This is a genomic window from Dyadobacter sp. (genome assembly GCF_017744695.1).
GTDB lineage: Bacteria > Bacteroidota > Bacteroidia > Cytophagales > Spirosomataceae > Dyadobacter.
Genome location: NZ_JAGIAS010000011.1, coordinates 1 through 23,108, shown reverse-complemented (window position 1 = coordinate 23,108; position 23,108 = coordinate 1). Strand labels below are relative to the sequence as shown.

The 23,108-nt window shown below is 47.7% G+C and carries 18 protein-coding genes and 1 pseudogene; 4 read left to right on the top strand and 15 right to left on the bottom strand.

The window, feature by feature from the left end; translation table 11 throughout:
• Nucleotides 1-157: 157 nt before the first annotated feature.
• On the bottom strand, nt 158-4,237 hold the full coding sequence (locus tag J7619_RS29440) for an FG-GAP-like repeat-containing protein (RefSeq protein WP_291207771.1): 4,080 nt from the start codon (nt 4,235-4,237) through the stop codon (nt 158-160).
• Nucleotides 4,238-4,473: 236 nt separating this feature from the next.
• On the opposite strand from J7619_RS29440, the gene J7619_RS29435 reads away from it, so the two are divergent.
• Complete coding sequence (locus J7619_RS29435) at nt 4,474-4,902, top strand: hypothetical protein (RefSeq protein WP_291207769.1); 429 nt, start codon at nt 4,474-4,476, stop codon at nt 4,900-4,902.
• 266 nt (nt 4,903-5,168) lie between these two features.
• Here the strand turns inward: J7619_RS29435 and J7619_RS29430 are convergent, their stop codons facing one another.
• The 5 genes from J7619_RS29430 to J7619_RS29410 all read right to left on the bottom strand — a co-directional run bounded on the left by J7619_RS29430 (nt 5,169) and on the right by J7619_RS29410 (nt 12,323).
• Nucleotides 5,169-6,242 (bottom strand): sialidase family protein, encoded by a 1,074-nt coding sequence (locus J7619_RS29430; protein WP_291207767.1) that lies wholly within the window; start codon nt 6,240-6,242, stop codon nt 5,169-5,171.
• Between the two features lie 164 nt (nt 6,243-6,406).
• Nucleotides 6,407-8,056 carry a SusD/RagB family nutrient-binding outer membrane lipoprotein gene (locus J7619_RS29425; RefSeq protein ID WP_291207765.1) on the bottom strand — a complete coding sequence of 550 codons (1,650 nt, stop codon included), beginning with the start codon at nt 8,054-8,056 and terminating at the stop codon, nt 6,407-6,409.
• A 24-nt stretch (nt 8,057-8,080) separates the two neighbouring features.
• The gene (locus J7619_RS29420; RefSeq protein ID WP_291207763.1) at nt 8,081-11,446 is read right to left on the bottom strand and encodes a SusC/RagA family TonB-linked outer membrane protein; all 3,366 of its coding nucleotides are present in this window, start codon (nt 11,444-11,446) and stop codon (nt 8,081-8,083) included.
• Nucleotides 11,447-11,487: 41 nt separating this feature from the next.
• On the bottom strand, nt 11,488-11,685 hold the full coding sequence (locus J7619_RS29415; RefSeq protein WP_291207761.1) for a hypothetical protein: 198 nt from the start codon (nt 11,683-11,685) through the stop codon (nt 11,488-11,490).
• 326 nt (nt 11,686-12,011) lie between these two features.
• Complete coding sequence (locus tag J7619_RS29410) at nt 12,012-12,323, bottom strand: hypothetical protein (protein WP_291207759.1); 312 nt, start codon at nt 12,321-12,323, stop codon at nt 12,012-12,014.
• 420 nt (nt 12,324-12,743) lie between these two features.
• Between J7619_RS29410 and J7619_RS29405 the strand changes: the two genes are divergently transcribed.
• On the top strand, nt 12,744-12,920 hold the full coding sequence (locus J7619_RS29405; RefSeq protein ID WP_291207757.1) for a hypothetical protein: 177 nt from the start codon (nt 12,744-12,746) through the stop codon (nt 12,918-12,920).
• A 39-nt stretch (nt 12,921-12,959) separates the two neighbouring features.
• Here the strand turns inward: J7619_RS29405 and J7619_RS29400 are convergent, their stop codons facing one another.
• The 6 genes from J7619_RS29400 to J7619_RS29375 form a co-directional block, all read right to left on the bottom strand.
• Nucleotides 12,960-13,250 (bottom strand): hypothetical protein, encoded by a 291-nt coding sequence (locus tag J7619_RS29400; protein ID WP_291207755.1) that lies wholly within the window; start codon nt 13,248-13,250, stop codon nt 12,960-12,962.
• Between the two features lie 918 nt (nt 13,251-14,168).
• Nucleotides 14,169-14,354 (bottom strand): hypothetical protein, encoded by a 186-nt coding sequence (locus J7619_RS29395; RefSeq protein ID WP_291207753.1) that lies wholly within the window; start codon nt 14,352-14,354, stop codon nt 14,169-14,171.
• A 552-nt stretch (nt 14,355-14,906) separates the two neighbouring features.
• Nucleotides 14,907-15,251, bottom strand: coding sequence for a hypothetical protein (locus J7619_RS29390; protein ID WP_291207751.1), 345 nt, complete (start codon nt 15,249-15,251; stop codon nt 14,907-14,909).
• A gap of 793 nt (nt 15,252-16,044) precedes the next feature.
• On the bottom strand, nt 16,045-16,329 hold the full coding sequence (locus J7619_RS29385) for a DUF1493 family protein (protein ID WP_291208164.1): 285 nt from the start codon (nt 16,327-16,329) through the stop codon (nt 16,045-16,047).
• Nucleotides 16,330-16,345: 16 nt separating this feature from the next.
• Nucleotides 16,346-18,529 (bottom strand): RHS repeat domain-containing protein, encoded by a 2,184-nt coding sequence (locus J7619_RS29380; RefSeq protein ID WP_291207749.1) that lies wholly within the window; start codon nt 18,527-18,529, stop codon nt 16,346-16,348.
• Between the two features lie 95 nt (nt 18,530-18,624).
• Nucleotides 18,625-19,536, bottom strand: a complete 912-nt coding sequence (locus J7619_RS29375; protein ID WP_291207747.1) for a DUF6443 domain-containing protein — start codon at nt 19,534-19,536, stop codon at nt 18,625-18,627.
• A gap of 437 nt (nt 19,537-19,973) precedes the next feature.
• On the opposite strand from J7619_RS29375, the gene J7619_RS32335 reads away from it, so the two are divergent.
• The gene (locus tag J7619_RS32335; protein WP_409012780.1) at nt 19,974-20,363 is read left to right on the top strand and encodes a helix-turn-helix transcriptional regulator; all 390 of its coding nucleotides are present in this window, start codon (nt 19,974-19,976) and stop codon (nt 20,361-20,363) included.
• A gap of 272 nt (nt 20,364-20,635) precedes the next feature.
• Here the strand turns inward: J7619_RS32335 and J7619_RS29370 are convergent.
• A pseudogene (locus J7619_RS29370) lies at nt 20,636-21,376 on the bottom strand (IS5 family transposase); the annotation flags it as partial.
• Between the two features lie 37 nt (nt 21,377-21,413).
• On the opposite strand from J7619_RS29370, the gene J7619_RS29365 reads away from it, so the two are divergent.
• Nucleotides 21,414-21,797, top strand: a complete 384-nt coding sequence (locus J7619_RS29365; protein WP_291207743.1) for a hypothetical protein — start codon at nt 21,414-21,416, stop codon at nt 21,795-21,797.
• Between the two features lie 455 nt (nt 21,798-22,252).
• Here J7619_RS29365 and J7619_RS29360 read toward each other — a convergent pair whose 3' ends face one another.
• Together J7619_RS29360 and J7619_RS29355 are read right to left on the bottom strand one after the other, a co-directional pair.
• Nucleotides 22,253-22,636, bottom strand: coding sequence for a tyrosine-type recombinase/integrase (locus J7619_RS29360; protein ID WP_291207741.1), 384 nt, complete (start codon nt 22,634-22,636; stop codon nt 22,253-22,255).
• The gene (locus tag J7619_RS29355; protein WP_291207739.1) at nt 22,596-22,940 is read right to left on the bottom strand and encodes a hypothetical protein; all 345 of its coding nucleotides are present in this window, start codon (nt 22,938-22,940) and stop codon (nt 22,596-22,598) included. The genes J7619_RS29360 and J7619_RS29355 overlap by 41 nt, the downstream gene beginning before the upstream one ends.
• Nucleotides 22,941-23,108: the final 168 nt, after the last annotated feature.

Here is a 23,108-nt window from a genome sequence, read left to right as displayed (position 1 = left end):
ATTCGTTTGCTTCGGACGATTCTCCCGGTAATCGGGGACGCACCAATGTATTTGCTTTCCCGATCATGAATTCCTGACGACGATTTTCAATGAAAAAGGCTGCCACCTTTTTGGTGGCAGCCTCCCTGGCATTCATCGATAGGCGAACCGGGGCTATCTATTTCCTGATCGCCACTTTATGGGATAATTCGGATCCGTCGGCGTGCTTTGTCACAAGCACGTACATGCCCGGGGCTATGCCTTTCAGATCAATTTCCGTTTGGGCCTTTCCTGCACTGTAAATGGCCGTCCCGCTGGCGGTTATCAGTCTGATACCCGTGATTGCATTTTGCGAATTGGAACGGATGAACAGCCGCTCGCTTGCGGGATTCGGGTAGATAGAAACACTTTCTTCTGCCTTTTGCACCATTTCAGCGGCCATGCGTAGGCTGGATACCATTTCCTGCGGTGGCGGAGAAACGCTTTTCCCTGATACCAATGTAGAAGGGTAGCGCCACGGGCCGTACATCTGGCCGGTTATTGCGAGTACCGGGTCGTATTTCACCCGCGCTCTTACTTTCGTACCCCCTGAAAGTTTGGTTACAGATGCGATGATATTTTTATTGCCAAAAGAGTTACCCAGATCGACATAATCCGGTGTCGACCCTGTAAATTGTACACTATTGGCGACAGATGTGTTGGGAACTCTTGAAAATGGTTGCGAAGGATTTTTGGTTTCCCAAACCACCTTGAGCTTGGTCCCTCCCAGGAAGGACTTAATGACCAGATTGATGTCGAACGTTGGTTGTGCATCCTGGCCGGGCAGGCCTGGCGCATAGGGTGTGAGCGAGCCGGCGTTGTAAATCGTAAGATGGCCCTGCCTCGCCGGGGGATAAGATTGTTTGTTTCCCGAGGTATATTCTCCGCCACCGAAATAGGTTCGAACCTTTCCGACATCCTGAGCGGTCGGCGTGTCGAATCCCGGTATGCCGACGATAATATCCGAAAATCCGTCGCCATTCACGTCGCCCGCACAGGATACCGAAGTGCCCATTTGGTCCATTGTATAGGCGCCGGCTGCTACCCAGCCGGTAACGGTGCCGGGGCCGTTCGCTCCGGGGTAGTTACCCGGAATAATAGTAAAACGGCCAATCTGTAACTGCATGCTAGAGTAGGCTGGCGAACCTATGATCAGGTCACTGTAACCATCGCCGTTGAGATCCCCTGCGCCGGATACCGATGTTCCAAAACCCGTATCACTAAGTGAGCCGTAATGGAATTGCTTATATGTCTCTTGCAAGCCAACCGATTGACCGAAGTACACCGCGATGGCACCCGATTTTGAAATTTCCCAGCCCGGGATACCTACCACGGCATCGGAAAAACCATCTCCGTTAACGTCACCCGCAGCGGCCACGGAAGTGCCGAAATGAATGTTGCCATAGTCAGCCTTAAGGAGGGTGGTAGAATTATCGACGCCGCTCGCAGATCCGTAATAGACCCAGGCAGCGCCGGTTTCCACGGCAGGAATACTCGTTGTGGGTGCCCCTACGATCAGGTCGTCGAATCCGTCGCCGTTGGTATCACCCAGGCCCGCTACGGCGGCGCCCATGCTGGCATTGATGCTTTTTCCAAGGAGGATCTTGGGAGTGGTGATCAGTCCGTTTGCTGAGCCATAGTAAACGAACGCAGCTCCTCTTACCTCGTTGCCCACCTTATACTTCGGTGCGCCGATCACGACATCGGCATAGTGGTCGCCGTTCAGGTCGGTGGCGCCGGATACCGCAATTCCGAACAGAGAACCATTGCTCGGCTCTGTCAGTGTGACGTAGTTTATGGAATCAAGGCCTGTGGGGCTGCCATAGTAGATTCTTGCCTCACCGCCGTTTCCGGTGTTGGTGTAATTGGGGTTCCCAATGATGATATCGGCGTAGCCGTCGCCGTTGATATCGCCTGCGCCTGCCACAGCGCGTCCAAATTCGAGTATTTTCGAAACGATATGGGAGTTCCCGATACCAGCCTCGGAGCCGTAAGCAACGAGGGTTCTTCCCGCCGCCGCCGGATTTGTTCCCGGCGCACTGATCAGTACGTCATCTAATCCATCTCCATTGATGTCACCCGCGCCGGCCACCATCGATCCGAACCGCTCCGAAGGTGCCGAACCGACCAGCGATGTCCCGGATGTTTCGTTGCCCGGCAAGCCTCCACCGTGATAAATCAAAGCGAGGCCTTCGTCGGTTTGTCCGTTGTCGTAGGTATATGCACCGATGATCAGGTCGCTGTAACCGTCGCCATTCACGTCGCCTGCCGGAGCAAGCGCCGAGCCCAGCCAGGCGTCCTGTTGCTGGCCGGTGATCATCACATCGGACCAGGAGTAGTCATCGGAAAGACCTCCATAATAGATGAATGCACCTCCCTCATTATTTTTTTCATTGTCGTAATACCGCGCTCCAATCATAAAATCGGCGAAGCCGTCGCCATTCACGTCACCCGCTCCGGCGACTGCCCATCCAAATTGTGCTTCCCGCTGATTCAGCGTAATCATCGTCTTACGCCCACTCTGGTCTCCAACACCGAGCCCGAAATACAGGAATGCCGCGCCTTGGTTTTCCTGTGTGCCATCATATAAGTATGCGCCTATAATGATATCGGCATAATGATCGCCGTTGACATCGCCTGCCGCGGCAAGCGAGTGACCGAAGCGTGCATCAACCTGGTCGGATTCCAGCCGCTGAGGGTTATCTTTGATCAGCCCCGAGGCGCTTCCTCTGTAAATAAAAACGGCACCTTCGTAGGCCTGCCCGTTCGAATACAACCGCGCACCAACCATCACATCCGTATATCCGTCGCCATTCAGATCACCGGCGGAAGACACGGAATAACCCATCATAGCACCCGCCTGATTAGCTTCCAGCGCCACCGCACCTGCGCCTACACTGACCGCATTGCCATAATAAAGGAAAGCCGCGCCTTCATTCAATTGTCCATTGTCATACCGATGTGCACCGACCAGGATATCGCTACGCCTGTCACCATTGACATCCCCGGCCATCGCCACGGAAATACCGAAGTTGGCCTCGGTCTGGTTAATTTCCAGAATTTTCGCAGGATTTGTATTCAGCCCGGCAGCACTGCCGAGGTACACGAATACGGCGCCTTCGTCGGTTTGTCCGGCATCATAATAAGGAGCACCTACGAGCACGTCGCTGTAACCATCGCCGTTTACATCCCCTGCGGTCGACACCGACGTACCCGCCTGGGCATTAACCTGATTGCTTTGCAGGATCTTTGCCGCAAGACTGATGCCCGCCGCTGTTCCCGGAAACACGAATGCGGCCCCCTCGTCGGCCTGGCCATTGTCATACTTGGGCGCACCCACGATCACATCGCTGTATCCATCTCCGTTCACATCGCCGGCAGTGGAAACGGAGTAACCCATCCAGGCATAGTACTGGTGTATTTCAAGCATCTTATTCGCGCCAACCGGCCCGCTATTGGTTAATGGGTCGATCGTTACGGGAAAGCTCGCGTTTTCCACCCCGACTTTAATTTCAATCTGGTTGTTGACGTAGGCGAGTGCAGCATCGAGTATTTTACCATCGGCATCCCAGCATTTTAAGCCATTGTATACAAGCTCCTCTGGCTGACCGGCCTTCCCGGTGCCGGTTACAAAATGAAGCTCGTTTTGCCCCAAATCACGCACGGTCGCACCGGAAACGATCAATTTCACTTCCAGCGACTTTACACCCTCAGGTGCCTGTTCAACGATGAAGTTCTGGCGAATGCCTTCTTCGCTATTGATAAATTCTTCCGAAAAATGGCCATGATCGATCACAACCTTGTTTTCCGAATGCGTAACAGCACTCTGCGGCGCCACGGCATACAGCAGTTTGTCGTCCGCGAATACCCCCTTATTCAAGAGTTTTACCGTAAATCCCGAGTGGGTCGAATCGACGCGTTTCCGGATTGTGAGAGCGCCGGGCTCGTAGGTAGCGCGCAGGTTTTGCCTGCGGTTGGGACTTTGGAAGCTACGCGTCTGATTGTCGTAAGTAACATGGTATTCCCGACTGGCAATCACATTCCTGATGTTGCGGATAGCAGCACTGTCGGGGAGCAGGACATTATTTTTTGCAGTTGTAGTTTGAGAAGAAAATTTGTCTGAACTTTTCCCGGAAGGGAAAAAACGATCATTTTTTTGAAGGGCCCAAATACAGAATGCGAGCAGAGGAAGAAAGAGGTACTGATAGAGTTTTTTCATTGGCAATTTTTTTGTGTACAATAGAGATGAGTAGTTAGTAATTGGGTAATAAGACATTGGCCTAGCGAATATAACTATTGTAACCAACTCTTAACCTATTAAGTATGCGCGCAACTTTGCTCTTGGTTTGTTTTTACCCAAAGTTCGTAGGAAATTGCCAGGAGATTTTTCCAGTCCGTTTGGGCTAAAACCATTCGATATTTGCGTAAATCCCTTTTTTAGAGAAATTGATATTTATGAACCGAGGCGTACTCTTGATTTTACTTGGCTTTGCAACTACCAATTGTAAAAAGGAAGTGCCTGAAATACCTCAGGAGATTTCGGGCATTGTAGGTAAATGGCGAACCGTGGAATACACCCAATTTATGGGTGATTCGATTGTCACAGGTTCTATACCTAAGGAATTGTCAAGGGTGATCATTTTTCGCTTCGATGGCGTAATGCTTGAAGAAAATGGAAAACAGACATGCAGCACTCCGAATATCTACCTGCTAAATGGTCAGTTGATAGAAATAAAGCCACAAGCCCCGGTTCCTACCACCATGAATTGTACGGGTATGACAAGTGTGCCATGCCCGGAACACTATAAGATCACTCAGATATCAACGGATGAAATTGCTACCGAATACTGCTCAGTAAGATTGAAATACGTGAGGGAAGAGTAGTTGTTTCGACGACAACATCCTCGACGAATTGCCTACCAGAGAAATCGGAAAGAGATAAAATGGCGCCTCGTGAAATTTTGGAAGATATAGGTTGGTCTGACAATCGGAGAATCGGCATAATGCCGTTCGTATATAACACTCGAATTGAAGTACTACGAGGGAGTCCTAAAAAAATCAAGTTCATATAACCTTATAAGTAATAAAATAAATACTTCCACAGTCATAAGTTTGACCTGCGCTCGAAATTCAATATAAATGCATCTTTGTCAAAGCGGAATTCGGGTAAGTGCGATCTGGCCTTCACGCTCAAAAACGCAAAACACAGCCTTGCGGTCGTCGCTGAGCGCTAGTTTGGGGTATTGGCCCTTTGTTAAAGAGACCGTTTTGGAGTTGTGCGCAGTCCAAAGGTTCAACGTTCCTTGTTGCTCCCAAACGACCAGCGGCCCGGAGCCAGTGCGAGCGACCACCGGGGTACGTCCTTCTCCTAATTTAACTTCTTCTTTTCCAGGCCGGGAAAGGAAGATTTCATTCTGTCTGCGCCAGACGGTAACAATATCGTCCTTCTCATCGATGCTGATGTCGCCACCATCCATCGGGCATGCATTGATCATAAAATTGCCGTTTCCCAGCTTTTGGGGCGTGCCCAGGCTGTCGCCGTGGGATTTGATCAGATAGATGTTACGGGCACCTTCGAGCTTGTTACGGAACATCACATGGGCCACGCCATTGTTGCCCATACGGATCGATGGTTTGCAGCAGTCGCAGACCCCGTTCTCTTCACCCTTGTAAACCAGCCGGCTCCTGGACCAGGAAAGCCCTCCATCGTTGGACCGAGCGCCAAAAAGCGTATTGTTGCCTAGCCGGGTATCGAGCCAGACGGTGTACAGCTCGTTGTTTTGACCGGCACCCAGACCGGAAAGGGCCTCCTTGGCGGTAGTGTCCGCGTCATTGATTTTGCGGGGCGCCGTCCAGCTGCCGGCGCCATTTTTGGTGCTGATTGAATATAGGCCGCCCCGGTGGTCGCCGACGGTAATAACGGTATAATCTTTGGTGGTGGCCATTTGCGGGCCACGGCCCATGCCCAGTCCCATCTGAGGGAAACTGCCTATCAGTTCGGGTTTTGAGAAAGTGCGACCATCGTCGGTTGAACTGACAAAATAGATCTTTCGATCCTGTCCATCTTTTACCCCGTAAACAACCCGTATTGTGCCAAGCTTGTCTATGGTGATGGCAGGTTGACTTCCCCGGCCCAAAACGGTTTCATTATCTGAAACAGAAAACGGCGCGATCCAAAATGCAGAGAGCCAGATGATTAGATGGATGATGCTTCCCAGGAACATGGTTTATAGGTTTAGGATATTGGATGAATATGATCTCAAAATCAAAATTGCATAAAAACTGTTGAACGGTATATGTTTTGCATCATCTTCTCGCATGTTTATAAAGGCCAAAGAAAATGCCCACGAGCATACGCTCGCGGGCATCGAAGAATGCAACAATGCATTTATTGCAGTAACCACATTTTAGAGAACTGGTCGTCGACGGCCGGCGAAAGCGTTCCGACACCAAGGTCGTAGGCTTCTTTGTTTTGACCCAGCTCGTTGCCCGGATAACGATAGCGCTCGGGGAACTGAAACCCGTTCAAACGGCCATTGTTGAAGATGTTAGGCAAGCGGGTGCGGCGCAGGTCGAGATATGCCTCGGACGACACCAGGAACAAGCTGATCCATTTTTGATCCGCAATTTTGGCAAGTTGACCGGCTTTATCCGAAGGCAGCGCAATGCCGGGTTGGGCCAGATATTTGGCGACTGCATCCTGGCTGACACCCCAGCGCAGGAGCGAGTTGGTAATGCCCTTGCGATAGTAAGTATCAGCACTACCGGAAATCAAGCCTTTTGCGGCTGCCTCTGCGAGGATGAATTGAACCTCATCACTATTCATAATCTGCGCTTTCAGCAACGCGTGTTTGTTTTCGCGGAACAGTTTTGAAAATTTCGATACTTTGAAATTACCAACTGCGCCGCCCGCAGCCACGTCGTAATGCCCGTTCCCGTTTTTCCAGTCGGCGAGCATACCTGCTACAAAACCTACATATACCTTATTGGAATCGAGCAGGATGTCTTTGGTCGCGTAGGCTGCGATGTCCTTGTTTTTGCGGTCGATATACTCCCAGGTTGAAGTGTAGGTATAGCCATTCGGGTCGGTGGTCGTGAAAGTCTGACCGTTCTTGGCGCGGTCGCTGGTCCAGGGTTTTTCCACCGGTGCGAACCATACTTGCATACGTGGGTCGTTCAGTTCGGTAAGTTTGTCGATCAGCGTCTTACAAGGTCTGCGGGTATCGAAGTTGTCGATAGTCCCCCAGTTCAACGGGCCGCCCGTCCAGGAATTGCTATTATCGCCGCCCAGGGTCCCGATATAGCCGATGGAGGCATTTTCAGTCGGGTCCGATAGCAATGGCGCGCTTGCAAGCGCTGTCAGACGCGCGCCTGCGTCGCTCAGCTTGCCCGAGGCGCGCATGGTAAGACGAAGTTTCAGGGAATTCGAAAATTTCTTCCATTTATCCTTGTTACCGCCGAACATCAAGTCATAGCTTTCCGAAACAGGTTCCGTTCCGGCGTCTATCAGGGCATTGGCATCATCCAGCTCTTTGAGCAAGCCTGTGTAAATATCCGCTTGCTTGTCATATTTCGGATATAGAATGCCTTCGCGGGCTTTGAGAGCCTGGGAATAGTAGACGTCGCCATAGAAATCAGTCATATAGGAAAACAAAAGCACTCTGAACACGCGGAAAATTCCCTGGTGTGTTTTCGAATTGCGCGTTTCCGCCAGACCGATCGATCCGTCGATCAGTTTCAGGATGTCCATTGCCGTGTACATATCGGTGATGGGCGCCCGGAATGCATTGTAAAAATTGTCGCCGCTCTGGTAATTGCTTTCCATATGCTGTACAGCACCCGGCAGGACGCGGGTATCATAGCCCATTTTCTGGTAAAACAATGTGGTCCGCTTGATGATCGAAGCCAGTAGATAAGGATCGTTCACCGACTCAACAGCGTCTTTTTTCTGAAGAGCGTCATAAGTTCGCAGCTCGTCGTCGGAACATGCAAAAAGTCCTGCGATGGCTGCAATGGCAAATATTTTGATCGATTTCATGTCAGTTTTGAATGGAATGGGTAATTAAAAATCAAGAGTCAGCTTGACACCATAAGAGCGGATACTCGGCAATGTCGCCCGCAGAATGCCCTGGCTGGTCCCTACGCCTGAAAATGCCGACTCTGGATCCTCGTGACGTCCGGACTTGTTCCACTGGAACACGTTTCTTCCCACTAATGCCAGCGTCACATTGTTGAGCTTGTAGGCACGGGTCAATGCGGATGGCAATGTGTAAGCCAATGAAATCTCTTTCATTTTAAAGTTGGTCGCATCATACGTACGTGTCGCGCTGAAATTCCAGATGATGTCCCCGTATCCATTGTAAGGGAAGTCATAGAATGTATTCTTAGGATCGGCACCGTTCACAATGTAGTCCGAATCCTTCGCATCTTTCGGGTCGCCTTCGTAGTTCGGGTTCAGGAAAACGCCTTTCACATAGCTGGCATCCTGGAAATCAGAGCGTTTGTCATCGTTGTTCGCATTGATCGCCTCATACTGGCTCGCGCCTGCCGCCGGCCATACCATACCGCCATGTTCGGCATCACGGCCGCCTACCCACCATGGGTTATTGTCGCCCGAACCCAGGGTAGTCGTTGCGCGTCCGTTGGATTCGAGGTATTGCTGGTTGACGGAAACGTATTTGCCGCCCTTCCGCAGGCTACCTACCATGTTCAATGTAAATTGCTTGTAACGCAGGGTGGTATTCAAGCCGAGGATAAAGTCGGGGTTGAAGTTCCCCAGCTTGCCGCGGTCGCGCTCGTCGGAAGAAGCCTGGATTTTCCCCTGCTCGTTGTCGAGCAAAGGCATTCCGGCATATTTACCGGTTTTCACGCGCAGTACGGGGTTTTCTTCGTAGATATTCCCGATGGTTTCGCCTTTGGCAATTTTTACTTTGGTTTTTCCGTCATAGCTGGCAAACACATAGCCGTTAGGGGCGAAGCTGTCGGACAGGCGTGTGATGGTAGCCTTGTAATGCGTGAAGCTACCGGAAATGTCCCAGTTGAAATCCTTCGTTTTTACCGGCGTCAGCGTCAGACCCCATTCGTAACCCTTGCTCTGCACATCGCCGATGTTGGTCAGCAAGCCGGTATAGCCTGTACCCTGTACCAAAGGAATGTTGTCGATCTGGTTCTTTTGTGTTTTGACAAAATAAGTAAAGTCAAATTTGATTTTGTTTTGCAAAAGCCACAGGTCCACACCCGCTTCCTGGGTAACCGAGTGCTGGGCTTTGATGTTCGGGTCCACAATGCTCGCTTTCAGGCTGACGGTGTTGATCGCGCCCCATGGGCTGGGATCGTAGGAATAGGTGTCGATAGACCGCTGTCTGGTCAGACCGTTACCCACATCCGCCAAGCCGACGCGGAATTTAAGCAGGTTGAATGCTTCCGGCAATTTGAACGTCTCCGAAGCCAGCCAGCTCAATGAAGCGGAGGGGTAGAAGTAGTGGATCTTTTCTTCGGCCAGAATACCCTTCCAGTCATTACGGCCCGTCACATCAAGGAACAATTTCTCATCCCAGCCGAATGTCGCAGTTCCGTAAGCGCTGACCGATTTGCTGGTCAGGAACGGGTCGCCGGCGACTGTCATAGTTCCCGCTTTGATGTTTGCCAAAGTAAACAATGAAGGCGAGTTCAGGTCGTTGCCGGTGATTTCCATGCTGCTGGCATTGGTAAATCGATAGTTACCACCACCGGCCAACGTCATCGACAGTTTTCCGAAATTCTTGCTGTAAGTCAGGATCGCATCGGTGTTGGCTTCGACGCTGCTGTTGCTGCCCTGTACATATTGGCCGAAAGGATCGCCTTTTTCGCCCCACGACTTACGGAGCTCGTAATTCTCTTTTACATTTTCCATTCCGGTACGGAGCAGGAGGGAGAGGTTGTCGTTGAACTGCCAGTTCAGTTGCAGCTTGCCGAAGTAGTTGTCACGACCAAAACGGTGTATTTTCTCATAAGTCGTCCACCAGGGGTTGTTTTCTGCTACCGATTTGCCGTCGTCCTTCATGATCGCGCCATTTTGCAATGAGCCTTCGAAGCCGTCGAGCCAGTAGCTTTTCATATCCGACAGCGGTTGCAGGTTACTCGGCATATTGAACAAAAGGCTGTTCAGCACGCTGTTCGAACCGGTCGTGTTGGACTTGTTCGGGTTGAAAGTATTGATGTACCGCGCACTTACCGTTACCGACAAGCGGTTGGTAATATTGTATTGCGAATTGAAATCGACCGATTTTTGCTGGGTTTTCGTATTCGGCATAACACTGTTGTTGGTCATATTCGACAATGACAGGCGAAAAGAACCTTTGTCGTAATTACCCGTCACGGCGACGTTGTTAGAGAATGTGCTACCCGTGCGCAAGTACGCTTTTACGCGGTTTTCGCGCGAGGAAACCATTGGGCCATTCTGCCAGCTCTTTGATTTTACATCCCAGTAATTGGACGTGAAACTGCCATCGAGCTTAGGTCCCCAGGTGTCGGTATTGTCATATTGCCATTCGTAGGCACGCTCTCCCTGGCCAAACTCCATCTGACTGTCGATGAACTGATAAGGTTTTTCGACGGTCGCCATGCTCGAGAACGAGACGCCCAGACCTTTTTTGCCACCCTTGCCCGATTTGGTTGTAATCATCACCACACCGTTACCGCCTTCCGCGCCGTACAATGCGCCCGCGCTGCCGCCTTTCAGGATGGTGACGGATGCAATGTCGTTGGGGTTCAACTGCGAAAGGATATTACCGAAGTCGACGCCGTCTTTGGCGGTGAATGTCTGGTTCCCTACGGGGATACCGTCAATCACATAGAGCGGCTGACCCTTCAAAGCCACGTTCGCTCCACCGTCGCCCGTTGTCGGCATAGCCGTCGTTCCGCGGATGTTGACCAGCACCGAAGACGTTGGGTCGCTGCTCAGGCTGGTGAGGTTAACCCCGGAAACCTTGCCGTCCAGCGACTTCATCAGGTTCGGGTTACCGGCCCGTACGATGTCTTCGCTTTTGATATTACTCACTGCGTAAGCCAGTTTTTTGGATTCCCGGCTGATACCGAGGGCTGTCACTACAACCTCCTTTAAATTCTCTGCGCTGGGAGTAATTGCCACATCGATTATACTGCGGCCATTTACTTCAACTTCTTCCTGCAGGTAGCCCACAAACGAAAAAACGAGCGTTGGGCTTCCCGGTCCTACGTCGAGCGAATATGCGCCGGAAGCGTCCGATGAGGTTCCCGTCTGGGTACCTTTAACGACGATGTTGACACCCGGCATAGCTGTGCCATCCTCCTTTGAGGTGACTTTCCCTCTCACTACCTGTGCCTCGGCTGCACAGGCCATGACCACAGCTAATACAATGGCTAAGCGTGTGCGAAGCAAAAAATCACGAAAAATTAAAGCTGAATACATATTATTGATTGGATAACGGTTTTAATTTCTGGGTCTACGTACTAGGATTCCCGGGTAGGGGAATCGTCATTCGGAGAATTCTCATTCAACAACCGGTTGAAATAAATCTCCAAAGCATCCGAATACAGTTTCTGTTCTTTTTCGTTGGTGATGCCTGCCAGCAGTTCAGCCAACTCCTCCTGGGAGATCTTGTTTTCCACCAGCCTGTCGATCAATTCTTTCGCCCGAAAGGAGAACATCTTACTTTTGATTAATTACTTTAGTCTGTACAGCATACTACTTCCCCCGAAGCAAAGACTATTCGGAGACCGTAACTTTTATGTTATGTTTTGAAAAATGTGCCTTTTGAGCATCTCAGGCCTGATGCTGAACACCGCTGTGTGACACCGCCAGAAGGATCCGGGGTGGGGGTACGGCGGTGCTAGCTACTAGTTCTGTCAACGTTTCTGTTTTCGAATATCAATGGTAAGCAACACGAACTTTTCGATCAGATAAATTGCAGAAGCGAGCAAATCCAGTAAAATATCGCTTTGCCCTATGCCTGGATTTTCCTCTTCATCTCGGTTTATTCTAGGGTAAAAGCCATTGCCGTAAAAAGAACGAGGACAAGCATCAGGCAGGAAAAGCAGATTGGCCAACCGACCAGGATCCTCTGCCGGTAGGATTGTTCCGAAAATCGCCAAATCGATATTAAATGAGTGAGTGCCAATGCGGCTACCGCTACCAGCCACACCGAAAAGATAGCCAGGATCAAGTTATAAACATGTTCCAAAACCCCATCATCGCTCGGGCTTTCGACCAACGGCATCATCAATGTTTCCAGGAGATAGGCTAAGATCAAAATGACGGCGATACGCCAACCCGATTCTTTGATCATGAAATTAGATTTTGAGAATGTAATGTAATTGGTTCAAAGTCTTCTATTTCACGGAAACTTTGGTTTACACCGCCACCTTTCCCCGTTTGGAACGCAAAATGCATAATCCTCGCTTCAATCTTTACCTCACTGGCGATATTTATCAGCAGCCTTGATCATTTCGGTTTGGTTTCTTCCTGGCCGAGCAGCGACGGAAAGAGATCGGTATCCGGAATGTGCTGGGGGCCGGCACAATTGCACTTGCATTCCTCTATCCAAATTGACCGCGAATACTTGGCAAAAATCATAGATGTATTGGAATTCGCCCTGAGGAAAATGAATGAGGCGCCACCCGACCGACTTATCTATTCAGTTGGGCCATTCTCCGGCAAAATTCAACCTTAACAACTAAACACCTAGTCCAATGGATTCACGTTCGAAATGAAAATCAAATTTGCCTACAACCTGCAAATGCAACTCGAAGAAGCTGGATTGTTGCCACCAGCTGCTAGGTATGCATCCGTCGTAATAACCGGGGAATGCATGTGGAAAATGAAACGATTTGGCGTGAAGGTATCCGGCAAGGAAGATAGCAATCTGATTAATCTTAAACCTTAAGCGAGTCGAACCCCTATGTTGGGTAGATTGCTCTTTTCTCTAAATGGCTATGAGTTTGAACCAAAAAGCGATGAAAAGGGCTAGCGCCATAATCAAAAAAATGGGTAAAACGTCAAGCATGCGTCTGAAAAGCGATATTGGACCGGTGAAGATGAGCATCAACACACCCATTAGAACACTTGGCACTCCTAAGATGAGCATAATGAATATAGCTGACATTATTGCATACTCGGTCTGTTCATCAACAGGGAACTCGCTTGCACGATAAATCAACCAGTACGATACAAAAGCTAAAATACCGACGATGCCCCAGGAGATTTTTTTAATCATGGTCGAATATAAGAATGAAGCAACACTTAAACGAGTCGAACCCTTGAGTCCTACCAGCTTGTGAGTTAAATGGTAGTTAATCTATGGCCCAATGTAACGATCACTAGCCACATAAATTCCAAACAACAGGAATGTAGTTACGGCGATCACCGAAGCCAGAAAGAGCCAGATAACTACTCGAAGCAAGGTTCGACCATATTTCATCGTTTCAGTAGGTCATATTTTTACAAATACCAATCAAAACTTTAACAGCGTCGAACCATATGAACACTTATAGCAAATTAGGAAATCGAAATCTTTCATGGCCAGCTACAAGGTCAAGAAAATACGACTCGAACCCTGCGCGGGCATGTGACGAGACTGAAAAAGAAAACGGCTACTGGATAGATCACTAAAACAGATGCACGGGAGATACCGGTTCTTTGGTTGTCGCTTCCAACCAGGCTATCTAGAATAAAGACACAATTATTAGAACGGCTATTACCGAAATCGAAAATGGCAAGATTCTCTTGAATCGATTAGCATACGCAGTGTTACGAAGGGGTATCATCGCAATAACCAAATTTAAAATAAACGCCATAAGTCCAACCGAAATAGGCGTCGCCAGAATCTCGATAATCTTTGAGAAAATATCTTCTCGGCTGGGCGATTGCTTAAAGTGAAACAGCAAATAAAGAGGTTCTAGGCCTACGACTACCAATAATAAAATAGCAATTATCCAGCTCATTTTTCTTGACATAGGAGGAGTATCTTAACAATGCAACCGCCAATATAGTGACGATTACTCAATTACACGAAGGCCGGCGGCAGTTAGCCGAGCTCCACAGGCAACGTGATTGTTCCGCAGGGAGCCTACCAGATCTTCAAGCAATTCACAATTACTACGATTGTAAACTTTAACAGCGTCGAACGCTGTAATTAATGGAAATAATGCTTGTATTCCGAAAACAACTTGATTTCTTTCAAAAAGTCTTCCAACGTTTCGGCCAACGTTTGTTTGGCAGTTACTACATATGGGATCAGCTCGCCTTCGTCTTCCTCTTGAAAAAACAACTTCAAACGAGGAATCGACCCGGATGTTGGCCGGAAATGTGATCTTCTCAAAGTAGAGGAAAGGGTTGTCGATGTACGCTATCGGTGCAAAAACGATGTGCGTGTATCTCGGAATACCGTTCCATTTTATACGATCATCCATAGTGATCTGGTCAGTCAATTCCTTTGCTTTTTGCAATTTCATATCCTAGTTCATTACTACGGTTCAACCTGTGCGGTCCGCGAATATATGGAAAGGTGGAAATACCCACCAAATCCGGGGCCGAGCCTTAATGGGTTTATCTAAGCGTCGATTCCACCCTGTAAAGCGCTCAAACAGCTCGTAAACGGGGTGAACTGTAAGGGAGGTAAAAAGTGAACGGAAATAAGAAGCCCTTAAAGCATGTCCTGATGGATGGCTTTGAGGGCTTTTGATATGTAGACAGAGGGTGGTTATTGCCCTATTGCCAGCATCGAAATTTGGAATATTCATTCCCAGTTCATTCCGCAAGATGTTGACAGTAACCTAATGATAACACCATCCCTATAGATATTCCGTGACAGAAAAAGATATTGCCTAGTAAATTCCTCAAATAAAAGGTTGCAATGCCAGTGACTGTGCGCTCATTTAGGTGGATATAATGGCTCCGTGCATTCAAATGGGAAAACAAGTACACCTTCTTTTTTGTGAATCGAAAATCTCAATTCCCCTTTAATTTTTACAACCGTGTCGCCCGGGGAAATTTTATGCTCAAACTCAATGTACCAAGCTTCTTGATCTCGATAAAATAAACGTCTGCCTGTAACTGGATCATGCCCCTTTAAATAGAAATCTCTTCCTCCGTTTGGAGTATAAGATGCAACAATGTTACACTCCCGATCCCTCAAACGTTCTTTTAATTCTCTACAAGTTATTTGATAACACCCTGATAGGAAAAATATTGTCAAAAGAATTGTTACATGTTTCATTTTACGGGTCTTGTTTTAAAATCAATAAGCGCTGCATGTGTGTATGCAAATTGGCTCTCGCACCCCAAGCAAGTCCAGCCCCCAGTCCAACCCCGTAAGCCCTAAAGCCGCGTCCAGGTTCATACATACCTCTATTGTTTAAGGCAGATTGCGAGATCCCACCAACAAACCCAACACCGGCCAAGCCTGAGCCTCCTATCCCTATACTTTCCGCCTTTATATATTCAAGTGAGCTTGGCATACCCATATTTGTCTTTTCTAGTGCCAACACCTGAAATGATAAAGAAATCCAGGTAGCGAGGGTCCAACACCAACACCTTCGGAAATATATGGGGTAATTCCATATGGATCCATGGCAATTCCAGCGCTAAACGACGCCTCTCCCCCAAAACCACCGACGCTACCAGTTGCATGTATTGCAAACGCATCCGGAGTCCACGGGCTAAATGCATTTACTTGTTCTTGGTAAAGAATATCTGCTACAGTGTAGGAATAGTCATTTTTTCGTGGAGTTATTGTTACAATATCACTTTCCTGTCATCCGTGATTTTAAAACCAAGTAGGCTTACGCCCAATAATTCCTGCGCCTGCTGGACAGCAAAAAAGCCCTGACAAGCATTCGATGTGGCTTGTCAGGGCTTTGTATTTTAACGGCTGATAAACCCTGTAGTTCCTTCAAAAAGCCTCTTTTCTGCAAACGAACCACGTTTAAAGAGCGTGAGAGCACTTTACGGGTGGAGTCGACGCTTAGATAAATCCAGTAAGGAACGAGCACTAACCCAAGCAACTTTACCTAAGTTAGAATTTTTGTCCCCGCCGCCACAATCAAGTCCTTAATCGAAAATCTCATTTTCTCCGACTCAATCCTAAATGAAAATATACTAGGTTCCGAATGAAAATATTTATCAATATCAAACCCGCTTATATCGACACGAAACCTTTCCGCAAATGAGTATATTAACTCATCAGCATCGTCACCTGTGATACCTAAATCCAATTCTATACTACTATCAACATCAAGATCACGTATATCCACACTTGCGACCTCTTCTAAAAACTGGAGCACCTTATTATGCATTTCTTCCACGTCAATTTCAATTATTATTAGTAGATTTCACCATTTCTCGCTGCTGTTGCAAGAGCTCATTCGGTATGAAGGATCCGGACATTTGGCCAGTTTGTAAAAGCTGTGTTTGGTCTTCAAGCGACATATTCTGAAAATTAGTATTTGCCGTGTCTAGAATATCGTATACTGTGATAGCCAAGCTTGTCCGAGCAAGACCAAATCCGAGCCATCTACCTACATACCTGCCTAATAGATTCGTTTTAAAACGGACCATTTGACCGTTGATCATCCTAGTGTGGGTAAAAAGCCTCTGTGACATCAGATTCCGATAACCTAGAAGCCTTTGTAATCTTTGACTTTCTGCTAATTTATTGCTTAAATAAGAGATAGGAGTAGTGACCTTAGATGCATCACCTACGGTAGCTTTCCCCAACCATTTTTTGGGAATTTCAACAGCCGGCAGCCCAACGCCGAGTCCAATTAGGTGTCCCCAACCAGAGAAAGTGGATTCTTGATTTCTTTGACCATAGATAGTTGCTCCCGTGCCATCTCCATTCAACACTATACCTGTTTTTTTGTCATATGTAAAAAGTGATTTACTATCCCTGTATTCATCATATTTTTTATCATCGGGACAAGTCGGACATTCAGCTATGGTGCCAGATGGACTTAAGCCATACAAATCGACATAATTGACCGGACTATTATAAGTATAGTGGTATGGGCTCCAAGCCTCTTGCTCATCCGTTAACGGATCAATCACCCCCCACCGTCCTATCGTCGGGTCATACATCCTAGCTCCATAGTCGAGCCAGTTTGTCTCTGGCTGTTTCTCCTTCCCGTTGTAAAGATACTTATTTGCCCCAGCCGTCCTAGAAATCGCTAACCCAAATGCGTAATATTCTGTCTCCTGGACTACATTGCCAAACTCATCCATTACTGAACGAACGTTTCCCAGATGATCCCGCAGATAGTATTGAGGCAGGAAGTTTGTCCCGTCTTTGACAATCTGGCCTTCTTCTACACCAATACGTAACAAGCTGTTCTCTGCGCGATACTCGAACGTCCCCGCATAGTATGTATTGACATTATCCGGAGCTTCACTCTTAAGTTTTACTCCATTGGCATCATATGTGTACTGCACTGTGCGATTGTTGCGCACCACGCGGCGGGGTAGGTTCAATACGTTGTAATTGATCCCGTCGGTAGCACTATTTCCTATACCCCGGTTAAAATCACGAACCAGGTTTCCATTGCCGTCGTAGACAAACTCGTCGTCCGCGTTGGCTCCGTTGAGAAATCCTTTAACGGGTTGGCTCTGATTATCCTGCGAGTCGTTGACGCGGTGCAATTGATTGCCGCGATACAGATAGCTTAATTGGTCAATGGGCGTGTTATTGTATCTGCGGGTCAGGCTTTCCAGGTTTCCGTTAGCGTCGTAGCTGATGGGCGATTCGTCGTAGTTCGCGAAATTACCAGTACCCGTGGCCCCCGTCAGTCGGCTGGACTTGTCGTAGCTTAAATTCATTCCGCCACTATTGCTTTTGGTTGCCCACGACAAGCTGTTGATGTTTCCATTGTCCTGATAATTCAGACCTAATGAAAAAGGTTGCCCAGTGCTTGTTTGCTGATTACCGAGCCAGCCCCTGGGCGTGTACTTGTAGCCGAGAATTTGTACTCCTGCGTGCAGGGATTTAGTACCCATCTGACCCACTTCATTAAAAAGCTGTTCCGCCTGAGTGTAAGTTTTTTTCTGGACATCTCCTTCATAAAGTATCACATCGGTCTTGCTAAGCCGGTCACCATGATCGTAGGTAAACGTCTTGGCCAGCTTGTAGGTTACACTGCCGGTTTCCTGGGTAGTCCATTCCTGCTCGGGCTTGCTATCGAATGCCAGCTTATAGCTTACACGCTCAAAAGCACTGCTGCTAAATCCGTACAATTGACGTAGTGTCTGGATCACCCGCTGCTTGTCATCGTAGTAGATCACGGTCTGCAACCAGGGGCCATAATCACCACCAGGTAGCAACACCCTGGCAGACTGGCCGGTATTCAAACCGATACGATTGGCCGTAGGGGTTTGCGCAAAGGCAACACCGGTCATGCCAGGCTCGGCGGCATAATTTTTAAAGGGTGTGAATGCGTAGTTGTCGTAGTAGGTCTTCAGCAGCGGTTCCGGGGTGTCGCAGTTGCCATCCTTACACAGGCCCATCTCGATCTGACGATTAAGGTTGTCGTAGGTATAATAAAACTTCTGCCCACGGCCATCGGTACTGCTTTTGGGTAAGCCCGTGGTACCGATATAATCTATTTTGCCGGCGTTGCTGCCAGGCAGTTTTTTTCAACTACTCGTCCGTATTCGTCGTAACGGTACAGGAATGCGTGCCGACTCAGTTCCGCTTCGTTTTGATAGCCCGGTTGAAGTACTGCCCGAAGCTGACTTTTCTCATCGTAGGCATAATACGTGTCCAGATTGATATCCTGGGCTGCGCCCTGAACAATTTTGCTGGTAAGTGTCCGCTTAAGAACGATCCGGCCAAGCCGATCCTGGTACTGGGTCACGCTGCCACCTGCCTCGTCAACAGTACGCGTATAAGTCAATTCGCCAGCCGCATATGTGCTGTTCAATTCAATATCGGTAAGAGCTGCGCCGTTGGCGCGGTAGTATTTGACTTCATCGGCTACGTTTACACCATGGAACTGCGTGGAATTGCCGGTAGCCCCCGGCGCTTTACTTCCGATGACCCGGTTGAGCGGCGCGCTTTCGTAAAAAGTTTGAGTTGAAAATGTTTCCGGTTGTGCATTAGCTGCAATCGGAGCCGACACCTTTGTAGAACTGGTGTAATAATCCTTAGCTGCGGTTTTAACATCCGCCCCCGCCCGAAGTTGTCCACCATTGGAGCTCATCGGTGTCGGTAAAAATGTCCTGACGGGTCGTTGTAACGCGTCATACTCTGTTATTGTGACAATATCAGCCTTAGACCCTGCTTCAAAAGCGGCTACATGTTGGGTCGGCTTGCCAAGCCCATCGAAGTAGGAGACCTGGCTGGTAGCCTGATTGGCCGTGGCAGTAAAGTTGGCGCCAGCCAGGTTTTCGTTAACGCCAGCCTGCTTGTAGGTGCGGCTGATAATGTAATTGGCCGTGGGAGTCTGTGCCAGGCCCAAATAGGAGGTAGTAGCCAGCCAACTCAGGGCCAGCCATCGATAAAGATGATTCATACGCAAGGCTTCGCGGAAAAAATTTGGAAAATGTCCTCAGTGCAAGTGTTGGCAGGCACTATTTGGAGGACAAAGTTGAGGTTCTCCGCGTCGGGTTTCAATCACCCGGAAGGGGCAAGTTGGGGGTGTTTTAGGGGTACAAGTACCGAGGCAAAGCCTTAACTTACCAGGAAATGTATCAGTCTATTAATAAAGGAAAGAACTGAAAATTGGAAATGGTAACTAGTCTTCTGCGCCTTCAAAAGAACGCGTTTTGTATCGATGAAATAATAAAAATTGCAGGCTCTAAGTAGTGCGGCTGTCTTTAGCTGTCCCAAAAGCAGCAAACTATTCATTTCTAAGGCATTTGCTTACCCTAAACTGCTCCTAAATTGCCCCTAGGGGTAATTGCAATTATTGCGCCTGTGAATTTGCTTTGTAGAACTATTTTCAATCAAATGTGTTGGAACACATTAAGCTTAATTAATATTCTTTTTTTATTAGCATTCAAACGATTGAATGCTAGATCACTACTCTATCTCATTAACAAAATGTTTAATAATATGATTATCAGTTCCTTAACGCCTAGATATAATTTACCTTCCCCTATCGACGTTCCTGCTGTTGCACAATTGACTCCACAAGAACGCAAGATACTATTAATGACTCTCAATGATTACTCTTGTAAGGAAATCGCCGATTCGTTGAATATCGCCTTCGAAACAGTTAAACGACACAGGAAGAATATTATTCGCAAGCTAGAGGTGAGCGGAAAAACTGAATTTCGTCGATTGTTGTACCTATGGACAGTGAAATCATGGGCTAGTGTGCAGAGAGATATACAATGAGTGCACGCGGTGTTCGGCATATTCAAATAATTTTGAAATCAGAATCTCCAAATAAGTAGCTATTTTTAGAAGCTTTGATCTGTCGCTAGATAGATGATGTTATGCATATAACTTATGTACCAATTTATCATGATTCCGTTTAGTGAAATGACAGTTTGGGCTACGGTTATCTTTTCCTCTAAAACTGTTGAATATAAAGTTTAAAGCTCACGCTTTGACGATTGATCAAACCGGCGAGAAAAAGAAAGTATTGTTAAGAGTGTGTTGGGAAATTAGATTTGGCCTCCTTTCGGAACGCGCTGTAACATTAATTGAATATTGGCCAAATACAGCCAACTAACAGAAGAAGATATTGTGTACTCATAGTCTTTGACAACACGTCGGAAATAATTAGTCCAGGCAATTGTTCGCTCTACGACCCACCGCTTAGCTACTGGGACAAAGCCGCGAGATGATTCAGGCCGCGTCGCTTTTTTGAAATCGATACTCCATTTGGCCAACTCGCTAGCGAAGACTCCGTTATAGGCCTGATCGCCCAATACTTTTTCTAATCGATCACCAGCAACCCAAAGTATTGTTTTAATCATCGCGACAGCTGCCGGACCGTCTCCGTCGGTAGCTGTGTGTACTTGGGCTACCCATAAGCGACCTTGCGTATCAACAACCAGTTGACGTTTGCGGCCATTTATTCGCTTATGTGGATCTGTCCCCCGATGTTCGCAAATCATGGGATTCAGCTTAACGCTTTGTGAATCAATACATAATAGAGAAGGGTAGCTCTTTTTACCAACTCGTTCTCGATCCAGCTTATTAAGAACCCAATTAATTTTCTCAAAGGTTCCATCCGTTTTCCATCGATCAAAGTAATAATAGACGGCCTGCCAATGTGGCCAGTGATCAGTTAGATTTCGCCATTGACAGCCTGATCGTAGCAGCCAAAGAATTGCATTAACAATCTGGCGCAAATCATGTTGGCGTTTGCGTTTAAGGTTAAAAAAAGGCGAAATTACAGCCCACTGGTAGTCGCGGGGCGGCCCGTGCCGTCAGTAAATGATACTGCTTGGTCATCGTTTTTGTAGTTTGGCGACCGCAAAGATGACGCCGCTACCAGTTTTTCCCAATTTTCAAGCTGGCTGTCAGCAAAAACAAGATTTGCCGATGATTATTAAAAAAGGAGACCTAAAAATCTTGGCGCAGAAACTAATAGATTTTCTAGGTGATGAAACTCCGATACTGGAAGACAACTACTGGATCATTAGTAGTGATAACTGGACCAACTTCTCAAGGCAACCTGATGCCGATGTTGGGTCATTAGCTGATGATTGGTACTTTTTACAACGATTGCTACATGAAGACGGTGCTGTATCAGCCTCTGACTTAGATAGATTATCATCGATACTGCGAGCCATAAGCCAAGAAATCAACCCTATCTAAGAAATCCCAACACGCTCTAAACTTTACAGGCTATACTACAATTCTAATGGAGAATTGTAGATGTACATGCTCATTCCACGATTCCGCATAACCATCATCGGAGCGCTCTTAATTTCGCCCTTTGGGGATAATATTGTGCTGCTTTACAAGAAAAAGCGGTCGCTTTTTCTGCCGGCGGTACAATGGTTCGTTAGTAATACCATCTCACACGAAATGGGTTGTGTTACCCACCAGCTTGCTTTCCGAGAAGATTTTTTGTTAATTTATCAAGCATAATAGGTGAGTAAGTGCTCGGTTCTTTTTATAACAGGGTGATTCAGAATTTAAGGGATAATTCAATGTTCGTGCAAATGACCTTCGGTTTGTTAGAACTTATCTTAGTTTCTGGCTATAACTTGGATAGTTCGTCAGTGCGGCCCGGTTTGTGGGTCCGACCGCACAAGAACGCCTGAGGGTTACGACGCTTGCCGGAGCTTACCTGCCGTGGTAAACAACTTGTTCCTCACTAGTGCAACATTCGCGCTAATCCTCGACTTTCTCACTCGACAGTACCGCATCGTTGTTCTAATGCTTCGATGGCCTAGCATTTTGCTGACATCTTCCAGAGGAACGCCATTGTTAAGCATCATATCTGCGAAGAAATGTCGGGCGTCATGTGTATCGAGCCTTCTGATACTTCCACTAACATCCCGAATTTCACACAGCTGGGCAATGTCTTTCAAATACACGTTGTAGCGGTAGTTGCTGTTTACCGGGATTAACTTGCGATTGGCAAGACAGTAAGGATGGTTCTGGTATTTAGATATCAGTTGGTCGACGATCGGCAGAATGGGCACCATTTCGCCGACCTCTGTCTTTCCGCGGTGCTTGACAAGCCAGCTCTTTTTTAGGTCCGACTAGAACGACGTTTTCTGGACTCAGATCGTAAATATCCTGGTAGGCGAAACCGGTAAAGCACTGGAAAATGAATGCATCACGAACCTCAGAAATCCGGTCTACGCTGAATTGCTTTTGCTGGATTTTCTCGACCTGCCAAAATTCTAGCGGAATTACCTCTACATCGCCGCCAGAGCACTTGAAGCCTTCCATCGGGTTGGAGGAGATAAATTTCTTTTTAACGCCAATTTTTACGATCTGACGCACCCATTTCACTTCTTTGCGAGCAGTTACCTCAGCCAGCGGTTTCGCGGATCAATCCGAAAACTTGGGGGGCGGAGAAAAAAGTGGTTGTTTTGCAATGAATCAATATTTAATGCATTGCAAGAGTCCTATTTAGCCCTAGTCCGCGTCCTATTACCCGAGGGTATCCTC